Below are 21,680 nucleotides of genomic sequence, written 5' to 3' on the forward strand. Positions count from 1 at the left end.
GTTTTTTTATTGGGAAATTGTTTGGGAGGTTTTATGTTTTATAGCACGGAGGCTTTTTTGGCGGCGATACACCTTTTTCTCTCATCTCTGGGCGAAATCAAAGATTTCTGTTCGATGGATAAAAAAACTGGTCGCCGCTACGACAATGCTTGCCATATTATACAATTATTAAACACTGTTATTTGCGAGGAATTTTCGATGAGAAACGCTTACGATGAAATATTTTAGGAGTGAGGCATATTGATAAATATGTCGCAACGACTAAAATATTGAATCAAGCGTTTATCGCGAAAATCACCGCAAATCAAAAAAGAACCGGTAATTTCCGGTTCCTATATATACAACATAATTTGCGATGATAATTTGATGAGAAACGGTTGTATGGAGTGTTTTTGGAGTGAGGCGTACTGGCAAGTACGTCGCAACGACGAAAACACGGAATCAATCGTTTATCGCAAATTAGCGCGCAAAAATTATTTAAGTTTTAGCGACTCCACAATAATCTCCAAATAATCACAGAAATTATCGTATGCTTCATATTTGTCGACTTTTCCGTCGGCAACTCTGTCGAGGAGACCTTCAAAGATGTAAAGTGACATGTCGTTTGTTTGTTTTGCGGATTTTTCATCAAAATATCCAACATATTTCGCAACTTCAATCAAGACTTTCAATTTTTCTTCCATAGTTTTGCTCAAAAGAACTTTTTCGAGATATGCCGGGAAGCCATTGTTTACGATTGGGAATATTTTACGATATTGATATAAATAATCCGGATGTTCTTTTGCAAGTTGCGAGAATAGAACTTCTCTATATTTTGCAGCGTTGTCGAATGCGTGTTTTGTAAATGCTCTCCAAACTTTTTTGTATACCATCAGAGGGTCGTCTCCTTCTTTGACCCAGTTTGCGAGGTCGTTGTTGAAGTCATCAAATATATCGAGTTTTGCAAAGTATAGTAAGTGGTCTACATTATCGAAGTAGTTATATATTGTTGCCGGATTAAGGTCGGTACATTCACCGAGTTTCTTAATCGTTACTGATTCTATACCTTCTTCTGCTATAATCCTTCTTGCACAATCTACAAATGATGTTATAATATTTCTCCTGTGCGGAGTTAAATGTTTTTTATTAAAATCTATTACTGCCATAAAAATAAGCTCCTTTTTTTATAAATTGTACAGCGAATTAATGTTAAAAATAAATTGCTAGAAAATTTAATTCGCAGCACTAAGTTTTTACTCGTTTATTATTTGCTAAGTATATTATACTACTATTTATTCAAAAAATCAATGAATTATATATATTTATCTGAATTTAAATAAAATATTTTTGTATTTGAGTAATATCTAGCGATTTTCTTTATACAAATGTAATAAAAATATAATATTTCTTTAAAAAAATCATTTTTTCTTTTTTTGACATTTTCGTATTTTTTAAATATAATTGTCTTAGGGGGGATGGTATGAAAGATTTAAGAACACCTGCTGAAATAACTGATTTTGTTTCAGATTTAAGCGTAAAAAAAGCTACTTATAAACCGACAACCACCAGAATCCTTGCAAGTTTTGCCGGTATGTTTATCGCAATTGGAGGTGCGGCAAGTTCAAAGATAAATGTTTTGATGGCTGATTCACCTTTTAAGTCAATTGCAGCAGCTCTCTCTTTCACAATTGGAATTGTTTTAGTTTTAATTGCCGGAGGCGAGCTTTTCACCGGAAATATTTTGATTTCCGTTGGTTTTCTGGATAAGAAAATCAATATTAAACAGGTTCTCACAAATTGGCTGCGAGTCTGGTGTTGGAATTTTGTGGGTGCGATTTTTTTCTCGCTTCTCACTTATGTCGTTATCAAAGGCAATCCAAAAGATGTAGAATTTTTTCAAAATATTCTTTTAAAGAAAACTTCGCTTGGATTTTTTTATGCGATGATTTCCGGCATTCTTTGTAATATTTTGGTATGCCTTAGCGTTTGGATGTCTTTTGCTACATCGGAAGGTCCGGGAAAATTTCTTCTTTCCGCATTTCCGGTTTTTATATTTGTACTTTTGGGATACGAACACGTTGTCGCAAATATGTTTTATATAACTACTGCATATCTTAGCGGCGGAAGCGTTCCGATCCTAACCACAATTGTAAATTCATTTATTCCGGTAACTATCGGAAATATTATCGGCGGCTGCATTATAGGCTCTGCTTATAAGACAGCATACAAAAATTAATTTACATTAATAAAAACACTCTTTTTCTATTTTTAATGGAATTAGAGTGTTTTTATGTATGGAGAACACCCTTTCGGGTGTTCTCTTATTATTAATATCTATAATACCAGTAATTATATGCACTTCTTACAGTAACTTGTAGATAAGCATATGGTCCATCTACGCTTCTTGCATAGATGTAAACTGTTCCCGGTCTTACACCTGTGATGTTTCCGTTTTCATCAACTCTTGCAATTGAGCTGTTGAGTGATGAGTATGTTACGCTTTTATTTGTTGCGTTGTTCGGTGTGAAAAGAACTGATGCAGCTTTTGTTTCGCCAACTTTCAATCCCAATTGTCTGTCCGAGAAATAAAGTCCTGTTACTTTTACAGGTTTTGCTTCGCCATAAACGTCAACATAACATGATGTTTGAACACCGTTTGAACTTGTTGCTGTAATATATGCAGATCCTCTGCCGATTGCAGTAATTACACCATTTTCAACTGTTGCAACATTTTCGTTTGAAGATGTCCATGTTAAAGTTTTGTCTGTTGCATTGTATGGGTAAACAGTGTAATTGAGTTCATATTTTTTGCCTGCATCTAATCTTAGATATCTTGTATCAAGAGTAATATTTGTTACTTTAACTTCTGCAGGTGGTTGTGGAGCTGCTTTTGCTTTAACAGTTACATATGAATAAGCATAAGGTCCGTCAACTGATTTTGCATAGATATATGCAGAACCTGCTTTAACAGCTGTGATGTTGCCGTTTGCATCAACTGTTGCAACTCTTGAATCTGAAGATGAGTAGTTAACAGTTTTGTTTGTTGCGTCTGCAGGTGAAACTGTAGCTGTTAATGTGTAATTTTCGCCTTCTTCAAGTGTTAAATATCTTCTATCAACAGATACATTTGTTACTTTAACTTCTGCAGGTGGTTGTGGAGCTGCTTTTCTTACATATACGTAAACTGAATCAGATGGTCCGTCAGCAGATTTTGCATAGATATATGCTCTACCTTCTCCAACAGCTTTAACAAGTCCGTTTGCATCAACTGTTGCAACGTTTGCATTTGTTGTTGAGTATGTGACTGTTTTATTTGTTGCGTTATCCGGTTTTAAAGATACATTAAGTTGAACAGTTTCGCCTTGTTCTGTAAAGATTGAGCCGTTTGTAATGTCAAGATATGTGACCTTAACAGTTTCAGGAACTCCGCCGTTTCCGACCTTAACTTCACATGTGTCTGTGAATCCGCCGTCTTTTGTTGTAACTGTAATTGTTGCAACGCCGTCTTTAAGTGCGAGAACTGAGCCGTAGTTGTCAACTCTTGCAACACTTGAATCACTCGATGTCCAAACAACTTCTTTGTTGTCTGCATCTTCCGGAGTGATGGTGTATTTTAAGTTTAATCTGTTCCATTTTTTGAGTTCGGCCTTGTGTTCGCTGAGTTCAATTCCTGTTACTTTCTTTACTTCCGGTTTCGGATCGTCCGGCTTCGGATCAGGTGTTCCTTCTCCGTCAAGTGTAGTAAATCCTTTGATACATACATTTGCACTGCTGTTATAAACAGTAAGGTCTCTCCATTCTGCTCCGTCTGAACTTGTATAGCTTTGTCCAGGATATGCGTTTACTCTTGAAGCATATTTTCTTTCTCTTGCTTCAATAGGAATAGGATAATATGTTTCAAGTGTTGTGTAATAAACAACGACTGCGAATTTGCTGTCTTTTTGAACTTCTTGTTTATCGAAAGTTACTGTTGTGTATCCAGGATATTCAACAGTTCCCGATGCGACTTCAACTTTGTCGTTTTTAAGTGAATCGAGTCCCTTGTAGTCCTTAACAACATAAACTTTGTAATCTGTATTTGCAGATGGTACATAGAATCCAGCACCGTTTACATATTGTTTTTCCTTAACAGGTCCGAAAACGTTTGCACCGTATCCTTGTCCGTTGTAACCGACAGTTCTTGTCATTCCATACGGGTCATATTGATAAACATAATCGCTTTCGCCCTTATCTTTTGCAAAGTAAACAGCGTTGTTTGTTCCTACTACTGTATCATAATACGATGCCCAATAGTATCCATCGATACCCATGCCTTTGCCCCAGCTGTTTCTGATGAGCCATGCACCGTCCTTCGGTGGAGTTTGTAGGAAGTTTTCCTTCGGATAATTGTCGTCCCAACCGATAATAGCAACTGCGTGGTTACCGTTTACTCTTTTCGGACAATAGTGTGCCCATTCAGCTTGATTTAAATATCTGTCTGAAGCATACATTGCTGTTTGAACAGCACCATAATTCATAATTGCATCTTTAATAGCATTCATTCCGCCGTCAAAATCAACATCCATATCAGGAAGGTACATAACTTCTTTAATATCCTTTACTCTTTCAAGACCTTTTGGTGAGTAGAATTTGTAAGGATCATACGGATCGTCTTCTTCCAAAATCGGACCGCTCCAACGTGCTAAATATGCTGTCGAGATAAATCTATTTCCGCCTTTTTCCGGACCCCAGTCGAAACCGTGAGTATTTCTCATATTTGCTTCTGAGAAATCATAAATTTCACCTGGTCTCAAAGTACTTTCGAGAGAACTGTAGCATGCGAAAGTCCAACATGAACCGTTAGGACCTTGGTCTCTGATTTCACTTACTTTATTATAATCTCTTAAATCGTAAGTTGCAGGGAAACCCAATCTTTCAAATCTTTGTGCACGCGGTCTGCCGAAATAAATCTTTGCAGGTTCCGGAACAAGTCCTTCATAATCGTCTCCATCGGCGCTTGCTACGCCATAATTGCCATAGTTTTGTTGATTTTGCCATCTTATAAATTCTTCATTTTGTCTTGCTTCGCCAAGACGAGGTGCATATGATGTTCTGTAACCGTATGCTTCTGAAACAGCTGGTACAAACAATGCAATTGTCATGAAAAATACTATAAAACTAGCGAGTAATTTTCTGTTTTTCATAAATCCTCCTTATAGATTTGTAGGGGCAATGCCACCTTGCCCCCATAATTTAATACAGTGATACACTCTAAAATTTTTATACCACTGTTACTATTCTAGTACGTGTGCTCATAAATGTCAAGTGTTTTTCGTATAATAATTAATTATTTTTAAAATTAATTATTTTTATATACAAAACATCTTTTTAAATGTAATAAATCTGAACATTTGTGCTTTTTCTAAAGTTGTGTGATTTGTATCATGTTTTTCTTTAATTTTTTGTAACTAGATAAAGCATTTAGTCATTTAATAATAATATCATTTTTAATAACTCATAAAAACTATGTCAACCGTAAAACAAATAAATTGGGTAAAAATTTTAAAATAGATTTCATCTTCGCAAAAACATATCGGAACAAATATACTACATTTATACTGTATTTTAAAAATTACATAATAATTTTGCTTCGAATGAGATAAATATAATTCCTATTCGTCGTTATTTGCGAGGATATTTTGATGAGATGCGACGTAAACTCAATTATTTGATTGCGCAGGTGTGCTTATTTGCACTCCGAGCAATCAAATAATTGAAGTTTACAAGCAGGTCGCAAAATAGACCGCAAATTAACACAAAAAAATACCCTCTTACCTTAAGAGGGTACACACATTTCCTTTTCCTACTATATTACTTATTTCCAAGTTCTCTGTCAATAGTAATTTTTGCAGCGATATTGTCGTTTGCAAGTGTGAAGCTGTCAACAATATCAAGAGCAAGTTCTTCTTCTTCGATTTGCTCATTTATAAATTGATGCATAAATATTTCGCTTGCATAGTCATTGTTTTTCTTTGCAACGTCATGAATGTTGTAAATTCTTTCTGTTACTTTCTTTTCATGGTCCAAAATAATTTTTGCAACTTCCAATGGTTCTTTAACATCGAAAGCTTTCATTTCGATATCCATGAGTTTTGGAGTTGCGTCACGTTTTTGAATAAATTCAATGAATTGTTCAGCGTGTTGCAATTCTTCTTTGTAATGATTGCTGAGCCACTTTGCATAGCCTTTGTAGTTTTCTCTTTCCATCAAAATAGAGAGATTCAAATAAATATAACCTGAGTAAAGTTCAAAGTTTATTTGTTCGTTCAAGGCATCTAATACTTCTTGATTCATATTAAACAAACCTCCTTAATAAATTTTTTAATTCGGTTAATGGTGATATATAAAATATATTCTGACATTTTTCCAAATTAAAATGACCTATTTACTTTTGTTAGCATTTACCAACAATTAAATTATACTCTGTGCTTTCTAAAGTGTCAATGTTTTTTGTGATTGAAGTTTGATATAAAATATCAATTCATTTTCTATTTGTATACTATCATTCACTATTTATTATAATTTTCTTCTATTTCAAATAAAAAACTGCCGGGCACGCTCGCCTGACAGTTTTGTTTATTCAGCATCTTTTAATTTTAGTATTTCATATTTCAGTCTTTCTTTAATATAAATAGCAAATTTTCTTTTATTCCGCATTTTCGTATAAAAAACTCCGACCGCTATCCCAATCACCGAGATGGTGATGAAGTATGTCAAAAATGTTGGAATGGACATCCCGAAGAGATATTTTATATTTATGTCCTCGATAGAATTTATTGTAAGAAGAAGTGCTCCGAACGAAAGAAGTATAGGCAGAAGCATTCTTATCATCGGTCCCACGACCGATCCCACTCTTATAAATTTGTACTTAAATTCAAGACTCACACCCAGATTTGCAACTGTTTTCAAAAGATTTTCTTCGTATGATTCATCCTTTGATATAAATGCTTCATCAAGAACTTCCTCAAGTGCTTTTTCCTTTGCAGCATCGAATCTTTTAGCCAAAAATTTAAAATGCTTTTCAAAAAAATTCTTTTCCTTGTCGAAATAGAGATCTCGAACTTCCTCATTCAATTTTTGTTTCAATCTTTCAATTTTTATGTCCAAAACCTATTCCACCTCTAAGAATTTTCTAAAATTCATCTTGATTCAAATACTCAATCGCATAGAGCGCATACATCATTGCACCGTTTTTCATCGCACTTTCGTCGATAAAGAAGTCGGAAGCGTGATTGAATTTGTGTGTTCTCTCATCATCATCGCTCTTTGCACCCACTATTGCATAAGCTCCAGGCACACCTTTTCGTCCTTCAAACCCTTCAAGATATAGACCGAAGTCTTCGCTTCCTGAAAATCTGACTTCCGTTTTAACATTTTCCTCTCCGACAATTTCCGCTGCAACTTTTTGCATGAGTTTGCCGCTATTTTCATCAATGAAAACAGGTGCCGCACCTTGCTTTGTCTCAATTTCAACTTCGCCACCATACATTTTTGCAATGTCATTTGCCATTGTTTTAATTCTATCTATGACAAATTTTACACTTTCTGTTGTAAAAGCTCTAAATCCACCTTCGATTTTAACTTCTCCGCACACTGAATTTGCAACTTCGCCACCGTTAATTTTGCCGAACGTCAAAACTACCGGCTCTTCCAAAAGGTCTATCTCCCTTGAAATTATATTTTGAGCATTCATTATAAATGATGATGCCATAATAAGAGCATCCACGCCTTTTTGCGGTGTCGAGCCGTGTGTTGTCAACCCTTTAAATGTGAGTGTGACAAAATTGTTTGCAGCGAATGTTTGTCCCGTCGTTGCTCCGATTTCCCCGGTTTTAAAAATTGTAAAAATATGTGCACCGAACGCATTATCAACTCCGTCAATCGCACCGTCTCTCACCATTGCAACTGAACCTTCCCCCGTTTCCTCACCCGGTTGGAACAAAAGCCTTACCGTTCCGTTAAACTCTTTTTCTTAGTTCATTTAAAGCGTATGCTGCATTTAAAAGCATTGCAGCGTGTGTGTCGTGACCGCATGCATGCGAAATATCTTCATTTATAGACTTATACTCAATTTCATTTTCTTCCTTTATAGGAAGTGCATCTATATCAGCTCTCAAAAGTACTGTCTTTCCTTTTTTTGCACCTTCGATTTCAGCAATAACTCCTGTAGGGTTTGCAAGTCTGTACTTTATTCCCATCTTTTCGAGCTCTTTCGCAATTTTTTTGCTGGTTTCAAACTCTTGCATCGAAAGCTCAGGATTTTTATGAAGATCTCTTCTAAAATCTATCATTTCATTTTCTTTATTCGTAACAAGTTCTCTTACTTTATCAATTAACATAATACTAAATTCCTCCATATGCTTTTCTTATATATACCCACAAACCCACATATTTACTTAATTTTTCTGAAGGAGCTTTTTATGTGTCAAATCAATAAGAAATGCTCCGACAGGTGCGGTAAAAAGAATCGATATGACCGCGATTGTGAGAACCAAGTTTCCACATTCAAGTCCCATTTGTAAAGGAATGCCGCCAATCGCCGCTTGCACTGTCGCTTTCGGCATATATGCGATCGCCGTAAAAAGTTTTTCTTTTTTGTCAAGACTACTTTTTAACGTCGAGATGAAAACTCCGAACATTCTAAAAATAAGTCCGCCCAAAACCACGAGAAGTGTCAACGCACCGTAGTTCGTCGCATACTTTATATCTATTATGGAGCCGACCAAAACAAAGAGTAAAATTTGTGCGGCAATCCATAGCCCGGAGTATTTTTCGGAAAGTTTTTCGGCGAGAGTCGGTTCAAAATATCCGACCGTCATTCCGCTTACCATAACCGCAATAAGTCCAGAAATCGGAATAACCTTTGCATCTTCAAAAGTCACCATCAAAAACGAAAAGCTCATGAGTGCCAAAAGTTTTATCACCATATTGGTCCTTGCTTTTTTAAAAATAAACGAGTAAATAAATCCCGCGACAATTCCAAGAATTATTCCGAGCGCAATCGAGAGCGGTATGTTTAAGAATGACATATAGTTCACGGCTCCGCCTGATTCAATCGAAAGTGCTACCGAAAACATTACAATTACAAACACATCGTCGACGCTCGATGCCGCAAGTATCATTTGCGGAATTGATTTTTTCGTGCCATATCCTTTGTCCATAAGTTCAATCATCTTCGGCACAACCACCGCCGGCGACACTGCTGCAAGAACGCTTCCAATCAAAAAAGCCTCCTTTGTTGTAATCGGAAAAATTCTCGGTGCAATCAAAACAATTCCTATCACTTCAAAAACCGCCGGCACGAAGCAGAGCAAGATTGCACTTAAACCCGCTCTCTTCAAATCTTCGAGATTTAGTCCAAGTCCTGCACGAGTCAGAATTATTATTAGTGCAATTCTTCGAAGTTCTCCGGATATTGAAAGCGTTTTTTCATCGAGCACATTTAAAACGCTCGGTCCAATTAAAATTCCCAAAAGAATCATTCCGAAAAGTGCCGGAAGTTTTAATTTTCCCGACAAAAAGCTCATGATGATTCCAAAAATAAAAATAATCGATAAACTTAATAACATAATTCCTCCATAAAAAAAGCCGACTCCCCCTACAAAAAATTGTAGAAGTCATCAGCAGTTGCAATTAACGGGAAACTTCATTCCCTATTAAACTGTCTTCATTATACATAAATTATTTTTCGATGTCAAGCCCACCCAAGTCAAAATCCGGAGTGTAAATGCTCTTCTTTCCGTTTTCACGCCTCTTTTCGCCTTGAATGAAACCATTCGTAAAGCCCATGTCGAGTGCAAAGTTTACAAAACGATTGTACTCTTTTCCGGTCACGTCTCGATTTATTTCCGGAAAATTCTTTGCACCGAAAAGCGGGCAATACTGATTCATAAGACTGTACGCAATTTTGTTTCCATACTCATTAAAAAGCTTTTTAAAAACCGCCTTCGCATCAAGGACATGTCCCGGCAAAAGAAGAATCCTTACAATTACACCTTTTTTTATAAGTCCCTTCTCATCATAAACCGTCTCGCCGACTTGCCTAAACATCTCGCGAACCGCTTTGTCCGCATATTCGAAATAATCCCTCGTGCCGGAATATTTCTTTGAAAGCTCCGTGCTCACATATTTAAAATCCGCAAGATAAACGTCGACAAGTCCGTCAAGCATAGAAAGAGTTTCCACAAGCTCGTACGAATTTGTGTTGTATACGATTGGAATGTCCAGACCCTTATCCTTTGCGAGCCTGATTGCCCCCGGAAGACGATCGGCATAATGCATCGGGCTCACGAGATTTATATTGTTTGCATTTTTTTCCATAAGTGAAATCATCACGTCTGAAAGTTTTTCATCGTCCATTGTTATGTAATTTTTTTCCCTTAGCTGACTGATTTCAAAATTTTGACAAAAGACACATCTCATATTGCAGCCTGCAAAAAATATTGTTCCGGATCCGTTTTCTCCCGAAACTGCCGGCTCTTCCCACATGTGAAGCATCGCTTTTGACACAGCATAGTCATACGGAGCTCTGCAAAAGCCGAGAGTCGTCTTTCTATCTACATTACATTTTTTCGGACATATATTGCAATTCATAAAAACTCCTTAAAAAAATAGGGTTTCGGAAAAAATTTCCCAAAACCCTTAAAATTAAAATCTATTCACTGAATTTTGCCGGATTCAATTTGATTCCAGGACCCATTGTTGATGTGATAGTTACGTTTCTTAGATATTTACCTTTTGCTGCAGCCGGTTTAGCTTTAACAATTGCACTCATAAGTGCTTTCATGTTTTCAGCTAATTTTTCCTTGCCAAAGCTCTTCTTTCCGATTACTGTGTGAATGATATTTGCTTTGTCAAGTCTGTATTCAACTTTACCTGCTTTAATTTCTTTAACAGCTTTTTCAACTTCCATTGTAACTGTTCCACTCTTTGGGTTCGGCATAAGTCCCTTAGGTCCCAAAACCTTACCAAGACGTCCAACAAGACCCATCATATTAGGTGTTGCAATGAGTGTATCGAATTCAAACCAGTTTTCCTTTTGAATCTTTTCAATCATATCTTCAGCACCAACATAATCTGCACCTGCATCAAGAGCTTCTTTTTCTTTGTCGCCCTTAGCAATAACAAGTACTCTTACTTGTTTACCTGTTCCGTGTGGCAATACGATTGCACCACGAACTTGTTGGTCTGCGTGTCTTGAGTCAACTCCAAGTCTTACGTGGAGTTCGATTGTTTCGTCGAAATTTGCTTTTGCAAGTTCCAAACATTTATTAATAGCCGGTTCCATATCGAACAGCTCTTGTTTATCATAAGTTTTTACCGCTTCACGGTATTTTTTGCCTCTTTTAGCCATATTTACCTCCTTGTGGTTATACGAATAATTCTCCCACTTACTTTTCTACTTCTACGCCCATACTTCTAGCAGTACCTGCAACAAGTCTCATTGCAGCTTCAATATCTGCTGCATTGAGGTCAGGCATCTTTGTTTCTGCTATTTCTTTTAATTGAGCCTTAGTTAACTTACCAACTTTTTTCTTGTTTGGTTCACCTGATGCTGAATCAAGTTTTAAAGCTTTCTTAATTAAAACAGCAGCCGGCGGAGTCTTTGTAATAAAGGTAAAAGACCTGTCTTGATATACCGTTAAAACAACCGGAATAATAAGTCCTGCCTTATCAGCTGTTTTAGCGTTAAATTCTTTTGTAAATTGAACAATATTAACCCCGTGAGGTCCGAGAGCGGTACCTACCGGTGGTGCAGGAGTAGCCTTTCCTGCAGGGATTTGCAACTTTACAATTGCTTGAACTTTTTTTGCCATAATTTCCTCCTTAAATATATCGTGGTACGAAGGGAGCGCTTCTTCCACCTCTTCATTAAATTAAATCTTTTCTATTTGATCGAAATCGAGTTCGGTGCCCGTTTGCCTTCCGAACATTTCAACAAATACAGTTAATCTTCTAGTCTTTTCATCAACAGATTGGACTGTTGCCACTTGATCACGCATAGCCCCGCTCATAATCAAAACTCTATCTCCTGCTTTGACATCAACCGGCTTCTTTTCAATTTGGTCAACCATTCCGAGCCCTTTGAGTTCTCTGTCTGTGAGTGCGACCGGCTTTCCACCGGGACCTACAAAACCCGTAACCCCTCTCGTGTTTCTGACCAAATACCATGAATCATCATCAACCACCATATTAATTAGAACATAACCAGGATAACTCTTTCTTTGTTTAACCTTTCCCGGATTGTCCTTGTCATAGTAGTTTTCCATAGGCACAACAATATCATAGATATCGTCAATATGTCCTCTGTTTTCAACCATCTTTTCTAAGGTTGCTTTGACTTTGTTTTCGTGGCCGCTGTATGTGTGAACCACATACCACTTGGCATCTTTTTTTCTGTCGTCGGTCATTTTACTTTATAATTAGTGAATAAAGATAACCAATTCCTAAATCGAGTCCATAAATAATTAGACTGATAAGGATACTAACTGCGATAACCACTGCGGTATAGTTCATTACCGTCTTGAGTGAAGGCCAAACAACTTTCTTGCTTTCAACTTTAACTCCGTTGATATAAGCAGCCAATTTGCCCTTTTGCTCAACTTTTGTTTCTGTAGCCATGTTCTCTTCCTTTCCTATTTTGTTTCCTTGTGTACTGTGTGCTTCTTACAGAACTTGCAATACTTCTTGAGTTCAACTCTGTCAGTAGTGTTTTTCTTATTCTTGTCTGTCACATAATTTCTTTGTTTGCACTCAGTGCATTCTAAGGTGATACTATCTCTCATTCGCTTCACCTCCCAAGCTTTCATAAATCTGAGATATAGTTTATTATACAATAATAAACACCAAAAAGTCAAGGGGTTCGCCCTTGATTCTCAATAAACATTATATATATTTATGAAGACTTTGTCAATAGAAAAATATTAAGATAAAATTAAATTTTATATTTCAAAAAACTTCAAAAAAATTGCACGTGATATCCGTGCAATAATTTTTTATTTATTTTACAACAAGCGCAACAAATGTAATCACGCCGTTTGTTGTCGTGACTATAAAATGAGGACTGTCGAGAATTATTTCAAGCGGTTCGTCCACCGGAGCCATCATACTTTCAGTCTTAATTTCCGTCGCCGCTTTCGCCTCGATTTTATTTTCGTCCATCTTAAAAGATGCCGCCTGCTTTATGCCTGAAATAAAAATCGGATCGTCGCTTAATCTTTCAAGATTTTCATTTGTGTCAAATGTTTTCTCGAAAATCTCTTTGTTCTCTCCGTTTTTTTCAAGTTCCAGAATATCTACATTCGTTTTGATGTCGCACTTCGGCACAGCGAGAAACACAGTTCCTCTTTCGCCCACTCCGAAACTTGTCGAAAGATTTTCCATCGACTCAATATATCCCGGAAGCTCTCTTGCAACCTCCAAAATATTTTCCGCAGTCGGATTTTTCACGTCCACAAAATATGCATAGTCGCCAGGTGTTTCCATACTTTTTCTACCGATGTCTACGAGCTCATTTTGTAGAACAACATTGTCGATATTTCCTTGCATAAAATCCTTTTCGACAACATCTCCCGAAATCGTCGTAAAATTATCCTTGTAAGTCCGGCTTTTTTCGAAAGCTTTCTCCCACTTTCCTTGAAACGCTGTCGCATTTATAACCACCATCGCATTTTCCGGTTTGTATGACGGCTTTAAAATCGTCTCACCGAGAACATCCTTTTGAATTTTTTTCGACTCATCCTCAGCGCCGCTCGGAAAATCTTTTAACACAAACTCGTCAACCTTGTTTTTTATATTAAACATATCCTTGTTCAAAATCACTTCCGTCTTCGACTTGAAATTGTTTCCATTTGCATCCTTTAAAAGCTTCGCTCCGAAATAAGGACTGTCGTTAAAATCATCCGTCACAAGAGTCAAACTTTCAAGCGCCCTTCTGTACGAAAACGGCGAATAAACAAAATTATTGTCCAAAGCGGTTTCGTCACTTAAAATCGTCGCAAGATTCGTCTTCAAAAATTCATTGTACGCTTCCTTGTTTTCTTCTCCGTCGATAAGCGAGACCGGCGTTTTAGGTGGCTCGTCTTTTTTGCATCCGAAAATAAAAATCGAAAGAAAAGCGATGGCCAGAATAAAAAATCTCTTTTCCATAATATACCTCCTTTTTAATTTATACCCACACGCTTTATTATGCTAACAACCAACCAAACAAAAAACGTGCCTTTTCACTCATTCGCTTTTCGGCAATGTTCGAGTACCATTCGTACACTCCGCTTGTCTCAAAGCTCCATTTCGCGAAATCATCTTGTTTTATTCAAAAAATCAAGCGAAATTTTTGTTTTTTTGTAAAAAAAAATTTTTTTAATTTAAAGATTTAAAAAAGCTTCATGCCAATGGAACTTTTTTTATGCGCTTCGCCTAATCCCATCGTAGTGCGAAGCACCAAGGTTCGCGGGCACCCGCCCGATGCGAAGCATCGTGGAAGGGTGGTGTTCTTCTTTATATCAAAAACTCACTATAAATTTTTGTGCTTTCAAAATTACGGTATAGCAAAATAAAGAAATTTTGGTATTTATTGAATAAATATTATTAAAAGCTCTCATTTTGGTGAGAGCTTTTTTAATGCTTGCTTTCATGCTCCATTAATTTTGAGTTTTAATGCTATATTGCAAACGTGTTACAATTCACGAAAATCCATTTACTTATACTGGGTGGGGTATATATTATATATAGCTAAAGTAATAAAAAGTAATAAAAAGTGATAAAAGGAGGGTTATTATGAAAAAGTTTTTATCATTTCTTTTAGTATTTATGCTAGTTTTGTCCATGTCTATGAGCATTTCTATGGCGAAGCTTGATGAGACTGGTGCAAAGGAAATTAGTTTTGGAACTGATAGGGGAGCTGAAGATGCCATTATATGTATCGCTGACAAAACTTATCCTGTTAAGAATGGAACTATATTATTCATCAATGGAGAGATAATTCCTGAAGCTGAGGTAATCATGGACGGCGACAAGGCAATGCTACCACTAAGGCTTATTGCTGAAAAGCTTGGCTACGAAGTTGGCTGGAACGGCGCTGAGAAAAAGGTTACGCTTAAAAAAGCTGATAATAGCATTGACATTGCCACTAAGAAGAATGAAATGGCTAAGCTTATCAAAAATACTACTTATGTAACTTGTGATTTTGTAGAAAAAAATCTTGCTGAAAGTGCTGTAGTGACTGAAAGCTTAGGCAATGACTTCAAAAAATTCTATGAGACAGATATGCCTATAAGTCAAGATAAGACTATTGAAAGAAGCTTAAGAAATGTCATCATTGATGAAAAGCACGAGTACAAGGACAATATTAGCTCGGATGACGCCATGAAGCTTGTTAAGGAAAAATGCCTTGAAGGTCTAAAGAATTTTGAAAAAGTTATGAAGGAAAAAGCAAAGGACGAGCCGGGTAGATTTGATGATGACATAAAATTAATCGAAAAAGATATCAATAGAATGATCTACATTGGCGAAGTATCTAAGTTTTATAGATACACAATAGGACCTTACGATGTTTTATATGACAGAACAGATGGCAAAATCTACTTCCAAATATATCAAGCAGAAACTAGAATTAAGGAAGTGGATGTAAATGATCCAAATCTGTATCTAGCGATATTCATTGTGGGCTAAAATTTCTCTACAACGCAAATCTCTAAAATTTTATCTACGAAATCAGTATATTGCGAAATAAAGAAATTTTTGAATATAAAAATTATGGCTCTATAATATCTACGGGGGAGTAAAACCCTCCATAGATATTATAGAGCCTTTATAAATTAAAGAGAAGAAATTAATTGATAGAGAAATGATAAATATTAATGCAAATTTAGTTAAGGAAGCTGAATTTTCAGAATTTGAAAAAGATGGATACCCACCAGCTACTATTGGTATTATCGTAAGTTTTATCCTAATTCTGATTATTACGGAGTCGGGCTCTGGGACACTGATGGAAATCCAGAAGATGTAGTAACTTACGAAGCAAATGAACTCGAATTATTTTAAAAATGCTTATTTTTTAACAATTTAAAAGACTGTGAGCATTTAAACTCACAGCCTTTTCTCTTGCCTACTAAACTCTTTAAATCAGTTTTTATAAAAACCCTAATTCAATAAGCCTTTCGGCACGCTTTACATTTCAATATATGTTGTAGAATTTATTCTGTCGACTTCGGAGGAGAGTCTGAATGTTTCCTCTTTCAGTTTTTCGTATTTTTCTCTTATGCGTTTTTCGTCATACGGTGCATATGTCACGGCACCTACTCCCGATTCGACGGATGTTCTTGTGTCTCTCAAGTTCGCTTCAAGCGAATTTATCATTGCCCTTTTTTGGCGAAGTATTTCAAGCACATATGTCACGCTTTTCCCGTCAATTTTATTTTCGAGATTTTTTTCGGCGATTTTTTCTTTCAAGACTGCAATTTCTTCGTTTAGTTTATCAAGTCTTTCGATATGTTCAACTAATTTTTCTTTTTTGGATTCATCCACAATCTTTTTGCCGTTCACAGTAACCGGTCCGAAAAATTGCGACGAAAGCGCATATCTTTTTTCGTTCAATTCGCTTTGAATTTCCGAAACTTTAAAAATCGCTTGACTTATTGTCATCTTTTCCATTGTCTCACCTATCTCCCCATATATTTCGGATAATATTTCTTCGTTGAGAATATGCGTCTCAAATGGTGCATAATTCTCTTTGGAGTTCTGTCTTTTTTATAGTCGCAGGTGTACGCTGCATCTTTTATATAGTCTTTTATGAGTTCGAGATCTTCTCTGTCCGCATATTTTTTCAAAACGGATTTTGCACAGAAAAGCCATAGTGCATGGTTTGTCACACGTTTTTGCGGCAAATCTTTTTTGTAAAATACGTCTTCAATCAAATGATAAGCGAGATTTTCCCCAGCCGCCGTAACGACGAATGAGCTTCTTCCCTGTCTCAAATTTATTTCAAAGAGCTTATATTTGTTGTCCCTCGTGTCGAATTTAAAATCGAAGTTCGCAAAGCCGCGATAACCGATTTCTTTTAAAAACTTTTCGACCATATCGTAGAGCTCCGGATTGTCGACCGTAAAAAGTGCGTTGTAGTTTCCAATTTGTGTCGGAAGACATTCATCGAGCACGCACTTCGCATAGCTCATAAGAGTGACCTCGCCCTTTGTGTTTACATAAGCGTTTAAAACGCCCATCACTTTGCTGTCGCCCGGAATGAAATCTTGAATTATCAGTTCGCCGGTGTAACCCGATTTATAAACGATGTCCACAATATTTTTCGCTTCTTCTTTCGAATCCGCCCTATACGCCTTTTTCTTTCCTGCGAACGAAAGTGCCGCATACGAGATCGAGTCGTTTGCTTTGATTGCAATCGGATATTTCAAATCAAGCGTGGCGAATTCATCGGCTTTTTTTATGACCCAAGTCTTCGGATATGGCAAATTGTATTTTTCGCAAATATCGTAAAAGTCGATTTTATTTTCGAGCTTTCTTTGAAGTTCGAGACTCGGAACATTGAAGAGAAAATTCTTCGACAGTTCGTCGCTATGCTCAATCACAAGTTTTGCATAACCGTCGGAGCACGGAATCAAAATCGGCTTTACGTCTCCGTAGTTTTTCAATTTATTTTCGAGAAAATCGTTTATGCCGTCCATAAATCCCGCCGAATCGAAGTCGGGATAAGTTATAACCTCGACAATTTTCGATGCGTCGGTATATTTCAGCCTTTTAACTCCGAGCGAAACGGATTTTTTATTGTATGCCATGTGAACGGAACGCGCCATCGAGTAGGTGTTGATGTCCGTTCCCAAAATAACCGGAAGAAAATCCATTATAAATTGTCTTTCGCAAATTCAAGAAATGCATTCATCATTTCTTCGGCATCTTCGCCTTCTGCGGTGATTTTAAGCTTGTCGCCTTGTTTTGCACCAAGTCCCATAATTTGAATCAAGCTTTTTGAGGAAGCAACTTTGCCGTCCTTTTCAAGTTTGAGTTCGCTTTTAAATTCTTTAAGTGTCTTTACTAAAAGTGCAGCCGGACGAGCATGAATGCCGATCGGGTCCTTTATTTCAATTTCTCTTTCAATCATTTTACTTCTCCTTTACATTAAATTTTTTGACATCATCCTTTATAAGGACTTTTGTGAGATCGAGTGGTGTTTCAATGTGTTCTTTCGAATCGAAATCGCCGACGACGAATTCTTTTGTATATTGTGTAACATCATTTTTACTTGCTTCAACTGTAACTTTGCAGATGTAGTATTTGTCCTCAGCTTTTCCAAATGCAAATTCTACTGAAACGTTGTCATTGTCCTTTAGCTTTTCAAAAAATTCATCCAGTTCCGAAAGCTTATCCGGATTTTCCTTCACTCTATAGACCGAATCAATATGCGGTGCATTTTCCTTTTCTTTGCTTTCGTCTATTTTTTCAAGAAGGCCCTTAAGATTTTTAAAGAGTCCCGTAACTACTTCATAGTCGTCCTTTTCAGACTCTTCAGTCTTTGACCACTTGTCCTTTGTGTCATTTTTTTTGTACGCGTGTTCCGGTGCGCTGAAATAGTATGCGTTTCTGTCGCATTCAACTTCTGCGGTCGGACTGTCATAGATGTGAGTTTGTCTTAAAAACTCTTTTGTCTTTCCGTCTTCTCTTTTGATTGCACTCTCTGTAATCCATTCATAGCTTGGTTTTTCAGCCCTTCTCTCCCTTGTAACAACTGCCGTGTACTTAGGTTCTACAAGACTCTTTTCAATTTTTTCGATGCCGCCTGTTTTCGAGCAACCTGCTAAAATAAGTGCGAGTGCTAAAATAAACACCTTTTTAAAATTTCGTGCTCTATTAACGATAGCTCTATCTCTTCGTTGAAATTCCATAAATTACATTATCCCCTATTCTGTTAATATTAAGAACATTTACCTCGCTTTCAGCAGGGTTTATATTCATATATCTGACACCTTCTTCAAATCTCGAAGCGGTAGGATGTTTCAAGTTCGTTATGAGAAAAACTCTCTTTCCGGCTTTAACCATTTCTTCAAGTGTTTCCTTCAAAAACTTTCTTTCAATCGGATTTATGAGCCCGAGCTCATCCTTTGAACCGCCGTCAATTGTGATTATTACATTTGATGCAGCGGAGGTTTTGACCGAATTTAAAAGTTCGTTCCATTGATTTATATTTGTTGCTCTAAGACCGCCCTTGTTGTTTTTGAAATTTGCAATAATTGTGTTGTTGTCAGTTGTGACTCTATTTTTTGTAACATTCTTTGCATTAACAGCTCCACCAAGCACACTTACAATCTTGTGCTTTGCGGTATTTTTTGTGACAAGAGCTGCCGAAGCTTTCGTGCCGCGAACCACAATTGCAATGTCCGACGAATTCAAACTGTCGTTTCTCAAATGATCCATAAAATCCGTTCTCAAATTTTTGAACATCTTCGAGGTGTCCGGTGAAACGACAGCTGCAAGATATTTAAAATCCACATTGCCCTTTGTGCCCTTGCCTTCCGATTCGGCTATGTCGATACTCTTTAGATAAATTCCGTTTTCTCCCGGAAGTTTTGCTCTCCATTCGCTGAAGTCGTCGATTGTTTGATTCTTTGTAAAATCCACATCCATATCTTCTCCCGCAATCGAAATTTTTGCAGTGAGCTTTTGATCCTCGATGTCTCGAACAAAAATCGAAAGTTCCGAGCTGTCATTCGGAAGACGTGTATTTTTGAAATTTATAGACGCACTCTTGCTGTCCGTAACTTTTTCAAAATTATACCAAAGACGAACCGCGTGCGAATTTTTGTCCTTTACGCGTTGAAGACTTGCCCTTGCCCCCTTAGGTTGCGCTGTCGCAGATAGTCCCGTCGTGTTTGAAAGAGCATTTATCGATTCCTTTCGAGCGCTCTTGGAAATTATAATTCTGTTTTTTGCACCGCAGAATGAAACTTCGATCGCACCGTTTCCATTGTTTTTATTTCTTGTAAAAACAGTGCCGCTCATAGTTCCAACTCCGCCGACAACGTTAAGAGAAAGTTCTTCTGCTCTTATTGTCGAGCGATTTCCAACTGCGTCGATTGCCGTCACATCCGGCAATTTGTATTTCCCGCCGTTTCCAAGTGCAATCGTGTCCTTCGGAAGAAGAAGTGCCGTCGGCGTGTCTAGCACCTTTATATTTTTTGTCGCACTCAAATTTCCATAAGTCACACTTACAGTCGCATCTCCCGCTGCTGTAGGCTTAAACCAAGTTCCGTTTATAGTTGCCGGAACGCTTGATGAAATTGCGATTGCCGCTTGGTTTACCTTCAAAGGATTCCCCTTTTCATCAAAAACTTTAATATTAATTTGTTTCGAAGAATTTTTAAAAATCTTATCGAAGTCAGAGTCGATTTCAATTGTAGCAGGAGCTCCCTTTTCTGAAGTGCTCATAACGCCAACTCCGTTTGCAACTGCTCTTTCAGACTCAATATAGTTTACAACGTCGACTTTGTCCGTGTTTACATTTTTTATAGCCATCGTCGTCGAGCCACCGCCGTCAAGATTGAATCCGTCGGTCATTCCCATCGAAATGAGAAGCTCCGAAACGTCAGCAGTGGTCATTCCATGATATATACTTCTTCCGTCGACTGTGACGATTACACAGTCGAGCGTGTTTTTGTTAAAACCTATTGCGGTTCTCGGGTGTCGTCCCGAAATATTTATATGCGTGTTTACAGCTTTTCCGTCTTTTAGAATTTGGCTACCGGCACCGATTGCGAACTCAATATTGCCGACATTAATTCCGCTCACGACAAATTCAGCGCTTTCGCCAACGCTCGGCAAATACATCCCGTCTTTTATATTGACGACATATCCGTTTTTCGGAATATTCATCGGTCCGCCTTGGTCGACTCTGTCGATTACCACACCATTTTCAATCGCAACTTCGGTTTGGCTGTTCACTTTGCCGCCTCTCGTCTTTTGTCCCCAACGACTGGTGTAAATTCCTGTCGAGCCGTAGTTGTTCGGTTTATTTACCATGCCGACCGGCACAGTCTTGTCTCCCACTTTAAGGCTCATTGAAACTTCAATTCTTCCAAGTGTGAGGGACTTGTCCTTTCCGACAACGATTGACGGAGTCGGGTTTGACGCATCGGAATTCGAAGTTATAAGTTCTCCGTTTTCTATTGCAATGCCAAGTGGGAAAAACGGTTTATAATTAAAAAAATCTCCGTTAACTCCGGCAACTGCATTTTTACCTTGCACCATCTTTGAAACCGCCATGCCCTTTCCCGTGGTTGAGTTATTAAAAAGCGGAACGAGTCTCAAATTGCTTTGGTTCAAATTGAATTTTAAAACATTTATCCCTCTGAAACCGTCGGACGTAAAACTCGTAATAAATTCGTGTGTGAGTCCTTCGGCAAGATTTGTAGTTTCCTTTTTTTCTATATATTTAAATTGAGGTGCAGCCATAATTGGAGTTGCACCCATTAAAAGTCCGACAACTGCGGACATTATTCTTTTATTTATTCGCATTTTATCACTCCTGATGTATATTATATCATTTATCGTTTACATGAGCAAACTAATCAAAAAAACGTAACAGTATTGTAAATTTAATTTAAATTTATATAGACATTAAACAGCGGTTGTGATAAAATATACATATTAACTTAAAT

The 21,680-nt window shown here is 37.2% G+C and carries 21 protein-coding genes, 1 pseudogene and 1 riboswitch; of the genes and pseudogenes, 3 read left to right on the forward strand and 19 right to left on the reverse strand.

The genetic code is table 11. The features are described from left to right. Nucleotides 1-473 precede the first annotated feature (473 nt). Nucleotides 474-1,145 carry a TetR/AcrR family transcriptional regulator gene (locus tag C7381_RS05300; RefSeq protein ID WP_116480170.1) on the reverse strand — a complete coding sequence of 224 codons (672 nt, stop codon included), beginning with the start codon at nt 1,143-1,145 and terminating at the stop codon, nt 474-476. 314 nt (nt 1,146-1,459) lie between these two features. On the opposite strand from C7381_RS05300, the gene C7381_RS05305 reads away from it, so the two are divergent. After that, nucleotides 1,460-2,215, forward strand: coding sequence for a formate/nitrite transporter family protein (locus tag C7381_RS05305; protein ID WP_116480171.1), 756 nt, complete (start codon nt 1,460-1,462; stop codon nt 2,213-2,215). Nucleotides 2,216-2,306: 91 nt separating this feature from the next. On the opposite strand, the gene C7381_RS05310 is transcribed toward C7381_RS05305, so the two are convergent. The 13 genes from C7381_RS05310 to C7381_RS05365 form a co-directional block, all read right to left on the reverse strand. Next, entirely contained in the window at nt 2,307-5,162 is a 2,856-nt protein-coding gene (locus tag C7381_RS05310; protein WP_116480172.1) for an Ig-like domain-containing protein, read from the reverse strand. A gap of 667 nt (nt 5,163-5,829) precedes the next feature. Next, nucleotides 5,830-6,312, reverse strand: coding sequence for a ferritin (locus C7381_RS05315; protein ID WP_116480173.1), 483 nt, complete (start codon nt 6,310-6,312; stop codon nt 5,830-5,832). A gap of 282 nt (nt 6,313-6,594) precedes the next feature. Continuing rightward, a complete protein-coding gene (locus tag C7381_RS05320) occupies nt 6,595-7,125 on the reverse strand; it encodes a hypothetical protein (RefSeq protein ID WP_116480174.1) in 531 nt (176 codons plus the stop codon). A 25-nt stretch (nt 7,126-7,150) separates the two neighbouring features. Then, nucleotides 7,151-7,960, reverse strand: coding sequence for a M20 metallopeptidase family protein (locus C7381_RS05325; protein WP_281261755.1), 810 nt, complete (start codon nt 7,958-7,960; stop codon nt 7,151-7,153). 16 nt (nt 7,961-7,976) lie between these two features. Continuing rightward, nucleotides 7,977-8,357, reverse strand: a complete 381-nt coding sequence (locus tag C7381_RS08780; protein WP_281261756.1) for a M20/M25/M40 family metallo-hydrolase — start codon at nt 8,355-8,357, stop codon at nt 7,977-7,979. 57 nt (nt 8,358-8,414) lie between these two features. Further along, nucleotides 8,415-9,587 (reverse strand): cation:proton antiporter, encoded by a 1,173-nt coding sequence (locus tag C7381_RS05330; RefSeq protein ID WP_116480175.1) that lies wholly within the window; start codon nt 9,585-9,587, stop codon nt 8,415-8,417. A gap of 35 nt (nt 9,588-9,622) precedes the next feature. Then, nucleotides 9,623-9,681, reverse strand: a riboswitch (Fluoride riboswitch). Between the two features lie 18 nt (nt 9,682-9,699). After that, nucleotides 9,700-10,611 (reverse strand): radical SAM protein, encoded by a 912-nt coding sequence (locus C7381_RS05335; RefSeq protein WP_116480176.1) that lies wholly within the window; start codon nt 10,609-10,611, stop codon nt 9,700-9,702. 61 nt (nt 10,612-10,672) lie between these two features. Next, nucleotides 10,673-11,371 (reverse strand): 50S ribosomal protein L1, encoded by a 699-nt coding sequence (gene rplA, locus C7381_RS05340; protein WP_034547222.1) that lies wholly within the window; start codon nt 11,369-11,371, stop codon nt 10,673-10,675. A gap of 37 nt (nt 11,372-11,408) precedes the next feature. Next, the gene (gene rplK, locus C7381_RS05345) at nt 11,409-11,834 is read right to left on the reverse strand and encodes a 50S ribosomal protein L11 (protein ID WP_034547220.1); all 426 of its coding nucleotides are present in this window, start codon (nt 11,832-11,834) and stop codon (nt 11,409-11,411) included. Nucleotides 11,835-11,894: 60 nt separating this feature from the next. Beyond that, nucleotides 11,895-12,428: a transcription termination/antitermination protein NusG gene (nusG, locus tag C7381_RS05350; RefSeq protein WP_034547218.1), complete on the reverse strand. Its 534-nt coding sequence runs from the start codon at nt 12,426-12,428 to the stop codon at nt 11,895-11,897. Nucleotide 12,429: 1 nt separating this feature from the next. Next, on the reverse strand, nt 12,430-12,639 hold the full coding sequence (gene secE, locus C7381_RS05355) for a preprotein translocase subunit SecE (RefSeq protein ID WP_034547216.1): 210 nt from the start codon (nt 12,637-12,639) through the stop codon (nt 12,430-12,432). Between the two features lie 14 nt (nt 12,640-12,653). Then, nucleotides 12,654-12,803 (reverse strand): 50S ribosomal protein L33, encoded by a 150-nt coding sequence (gene rpmG, locus C7381_RS05360; RefSeq protein WP_034547214.1) that lies wholly within the window; start codon nt 12,801-12,803, stop codon nt 12,654-12,656. A gap of 214 nt (nt 12,804-13,017) precedes the next feature. Then, nucleotides 13,018-14,166, reverse strand: coding sequence for a serpin family protein (locus C7381_RS05365; RefSeq protein WP_116480177.1), 1,149 nt, complete (start codon nt 14,164-14,166; stop codon nt 13,018-13,020). 627 nt (nt 14,167-14,793) lie between these two features. Here C7381_RS05365 and C7381_RS05370 point away from each other — a divergent pair. Then, nucleotides 14,794-15,687, forward strand: coding sequence for a copper amine oxidase N-terminal domain-containing protein (locus tag C7381_RS05370; protein ID WP_116480178.1), 894 nt, complete (start codon nt 14,794-14,796; stop codon nt 15,685-15,687). 163 nt (nt 15,688-15,850) lie between these two features. Next, nucleotides 15,851-15,925 (forward strand): annotated as a pseudogene (locus C7381_RS05375) (single-stranded DNA-binding protein); the annotation flags it as partial. 260 nt (nt 15,926-16,185) lie between these two features. On the opposite strand, the gene C7381_RS05380 reads toward C7381_RS05375, so the two are convergent. Genes C7381_RS05380 through C7381_RS05400 form a run of 5 tightly spaced genes read right to left on the reverse strand, consistent with a single transcriptional unit; the run spans nt 16,186 to nt 21,537 of the window. Then, a complete protein-coding gene (locus tag C7381_RS05380; protein ID WP_034547207.1) occupies nt 16,186-16,668 on the reverse strand; it encodes a hypothetical protein in 483 nt (160 codons plus the stop codon). An 8-nt stretch (nt 16,669-16,676) separates the two neighbouring features. After that, nucleotides 16,677-17,873: a carboxylate--amine ligase gene (locus C7381_RS05385; protein ID WP_116480179.1), complete on the reverse strand. Its 1,197-nt coding sequence runs from the start codon at nt 17,871-17,873 to the stop codon at nt 16,677-16,679. Further along, nucleotides 17,873-18,130 carry an HPr family phosphocarrier protein gene (locus tag C7381_RS05390; protein WP_034547203.1) on the reverse strand — a complete coding sequence of 86 codons (258 nt, stop codon included), beginning with the start codon at nt 18,128-18,130 and terminating at the stop codon, nt 17,873-17,875. Before C7381_RS05390 ends, C7381_RS05385 begins: the two co-directional genes overlap by 1 nt. Before the next feature lies 1 nt (nt 18,131). Continuing rightward, nucleotides 18,132-18,911 carry a hypothetical protein gene (locus C7381_RS05395; protein WP_116480180.1) on the reverse strand — a complete coding sequence of 260 codons (780 nt, stop codon included), beginning with the start codon at nt 18,909-18,911 and terminating at the stop codon, nt 18,132-18,134. Further along, nucleotides 18,889-21,537 carry a phosphodiester glycosidase family protein gene (locus tag C7381_RS05400; RefSeq protein ID WP_116480181.1) on the reverse strand — a complete coding sequence of 883 codons (2,649 nt, stop codon included), beginning with the start codon at nt 21,535-21,537 and terminating at the stop codon, nt 18,889-18,891. Before C7381_RS05400 ends, C7381_RS05395 begins: the two co-directional genes overlap by 23 nt. Nucleotides 21,538-21,680: the final 143 nt, after the last annotated feature.

Origin of the sequence: Ezakiella coagulans (assembly GCF_003096635.1) — a bacterium.
In the GTDB taxonomy this organism is placed as follows: Bacteria; Bacillota; Clostridia; order Tissierellales; family Peptoniphilaceae; genus Ezakiella; species Ezakiella coagulans.

Bases quoted from the DNA above. Each gene is read 5' to 3' on its own strand.
- C7381_RS05300 (WP_116480170.1), bottom strand. From the start codon at position 1,145: ATGGCAGTAATAGATTTTAATAAAAAACATTTAACTCCGCACAGGAGA.
- rpmG (WP_034547214.1), bottom strand. From the start codon at position 12,803: ATGAGAGATAGTATCACCTTAGAATGCACTGAGTGCAAACAAAGAAAT.
- rplA (WP_034547222.1), bottom strand. From the start codon at position 11,371: ATGGCTAAAAGAGGCAAAAAATACCGTGAAGCGGTAAAAACTTATGAT.
- nusG (WP_034547218.1), bottom strand. From the start codon at position 12,428: ATGACCGACGACAGAAAAAAAGATGCCAAGTGGTATGTGGTTCACACA.
- C7381_RS05395 (WP_116480180.1), bottom strand. From the start codon at position 18,911: ATGGAATTTCAACGAAGAGATAGAGCTATCGTTAATAGAGCACGAAAT.
- C7381_RS05335 (WP_116480176.1), bottom strand. From the start codon at position 10,611: ATGAATTGCAATATATGTCCGAAAAAATGTAATGTAGATAGAAAGACG.
- C7381_RS08780 (WP_281261756.1), bottom strand. From the start codon at position 8,357: ATGTTAATTGATAAAGTAAGAGAACTTGTTACGAATAAAGAAAATGAA.
- C7381_RS05390 (WP_034547203.1), bottom strand. From the start codon at position 18,130: ATGATTGAAAGAGAAATTGAAATAAAGGACCCGATCGGCATTCATGCT.
- secE (WP_034547216.1), bottom strand. From the start codon at position 12,639: ATGGCTACAGAAACAAAAGTTGAGCAAAAGGGCAAATTGGCTGCTTAT.
- C7381_RS05385 (WP_116480179.1), bottom strand. From the start codon at position 17,873: ATGGATTTTCTTCCGGTTATTTTGGGAACGGACATCAACACCTACTCG.
- rplK (WP_034547220.1), bottom strand. From the start codon at position 11,834: ATGGCAAAAAAAGTTCAAGCAATTGTAAAGTTGCAAATCCCTGCAGGA.
- C7381_RS05330 (WP_116480175.1), bottom strand. From the start codon at position 9,587: ATGTTATTAAGTTTATCGATTATTTTTATTTTTGGAATCATCATGAGC.
- C7381_RS05365 (WP_116480177.1), bottom strand. From the start codon at position 14,166: ATGGAAAAGAGATTTTTTATTCTGGCCATCGCTTTTCTTTCGATTTTT.
- C7381_RS05305 (WP_116480171.1), top strand. From the start codon at position 1,460: ATGAAAGATTTAAGAACACCTGCTGAAATAACTGATTTTGTTTCAGAT.
- C7381_RS05380 (WP_034547207.1), bottom strand. From the start codon at position 16,668: ATGGAAAAGATGACAATAAGTCAAGCGATTTTTAAAGTTTCGGAAATT.
- C7381_RS05370 (WP_116480178.1), top strand. From the start codon at position 14,794: ATGAAAAAGTTTTTATCATTTCTTTTAGTATTTATGCTAGTTTTGTCC.
- C7381_RS05310 (WP_116480172.1), bottom strand. From the start codon at position 5,162: ATGAAAAACAGAAAATTACTCGCTAGTTTTATAGTATTTTTCATGACA.
- C7381_RS05400 (WP_116480181.1), bottom strand. From the start codon at position 21,537: ATGCGAATAAATAAAAGAATAATGTCCGCAGTTGTCGGACTTTTAATG.
- C7381_RS05315 (WP_116480173.1), bottom strand. From the start codon at position 6,312: ATGAATCAAGAAGTATTAGATGCCTTGAACGAACAAATAAACTTTGAA.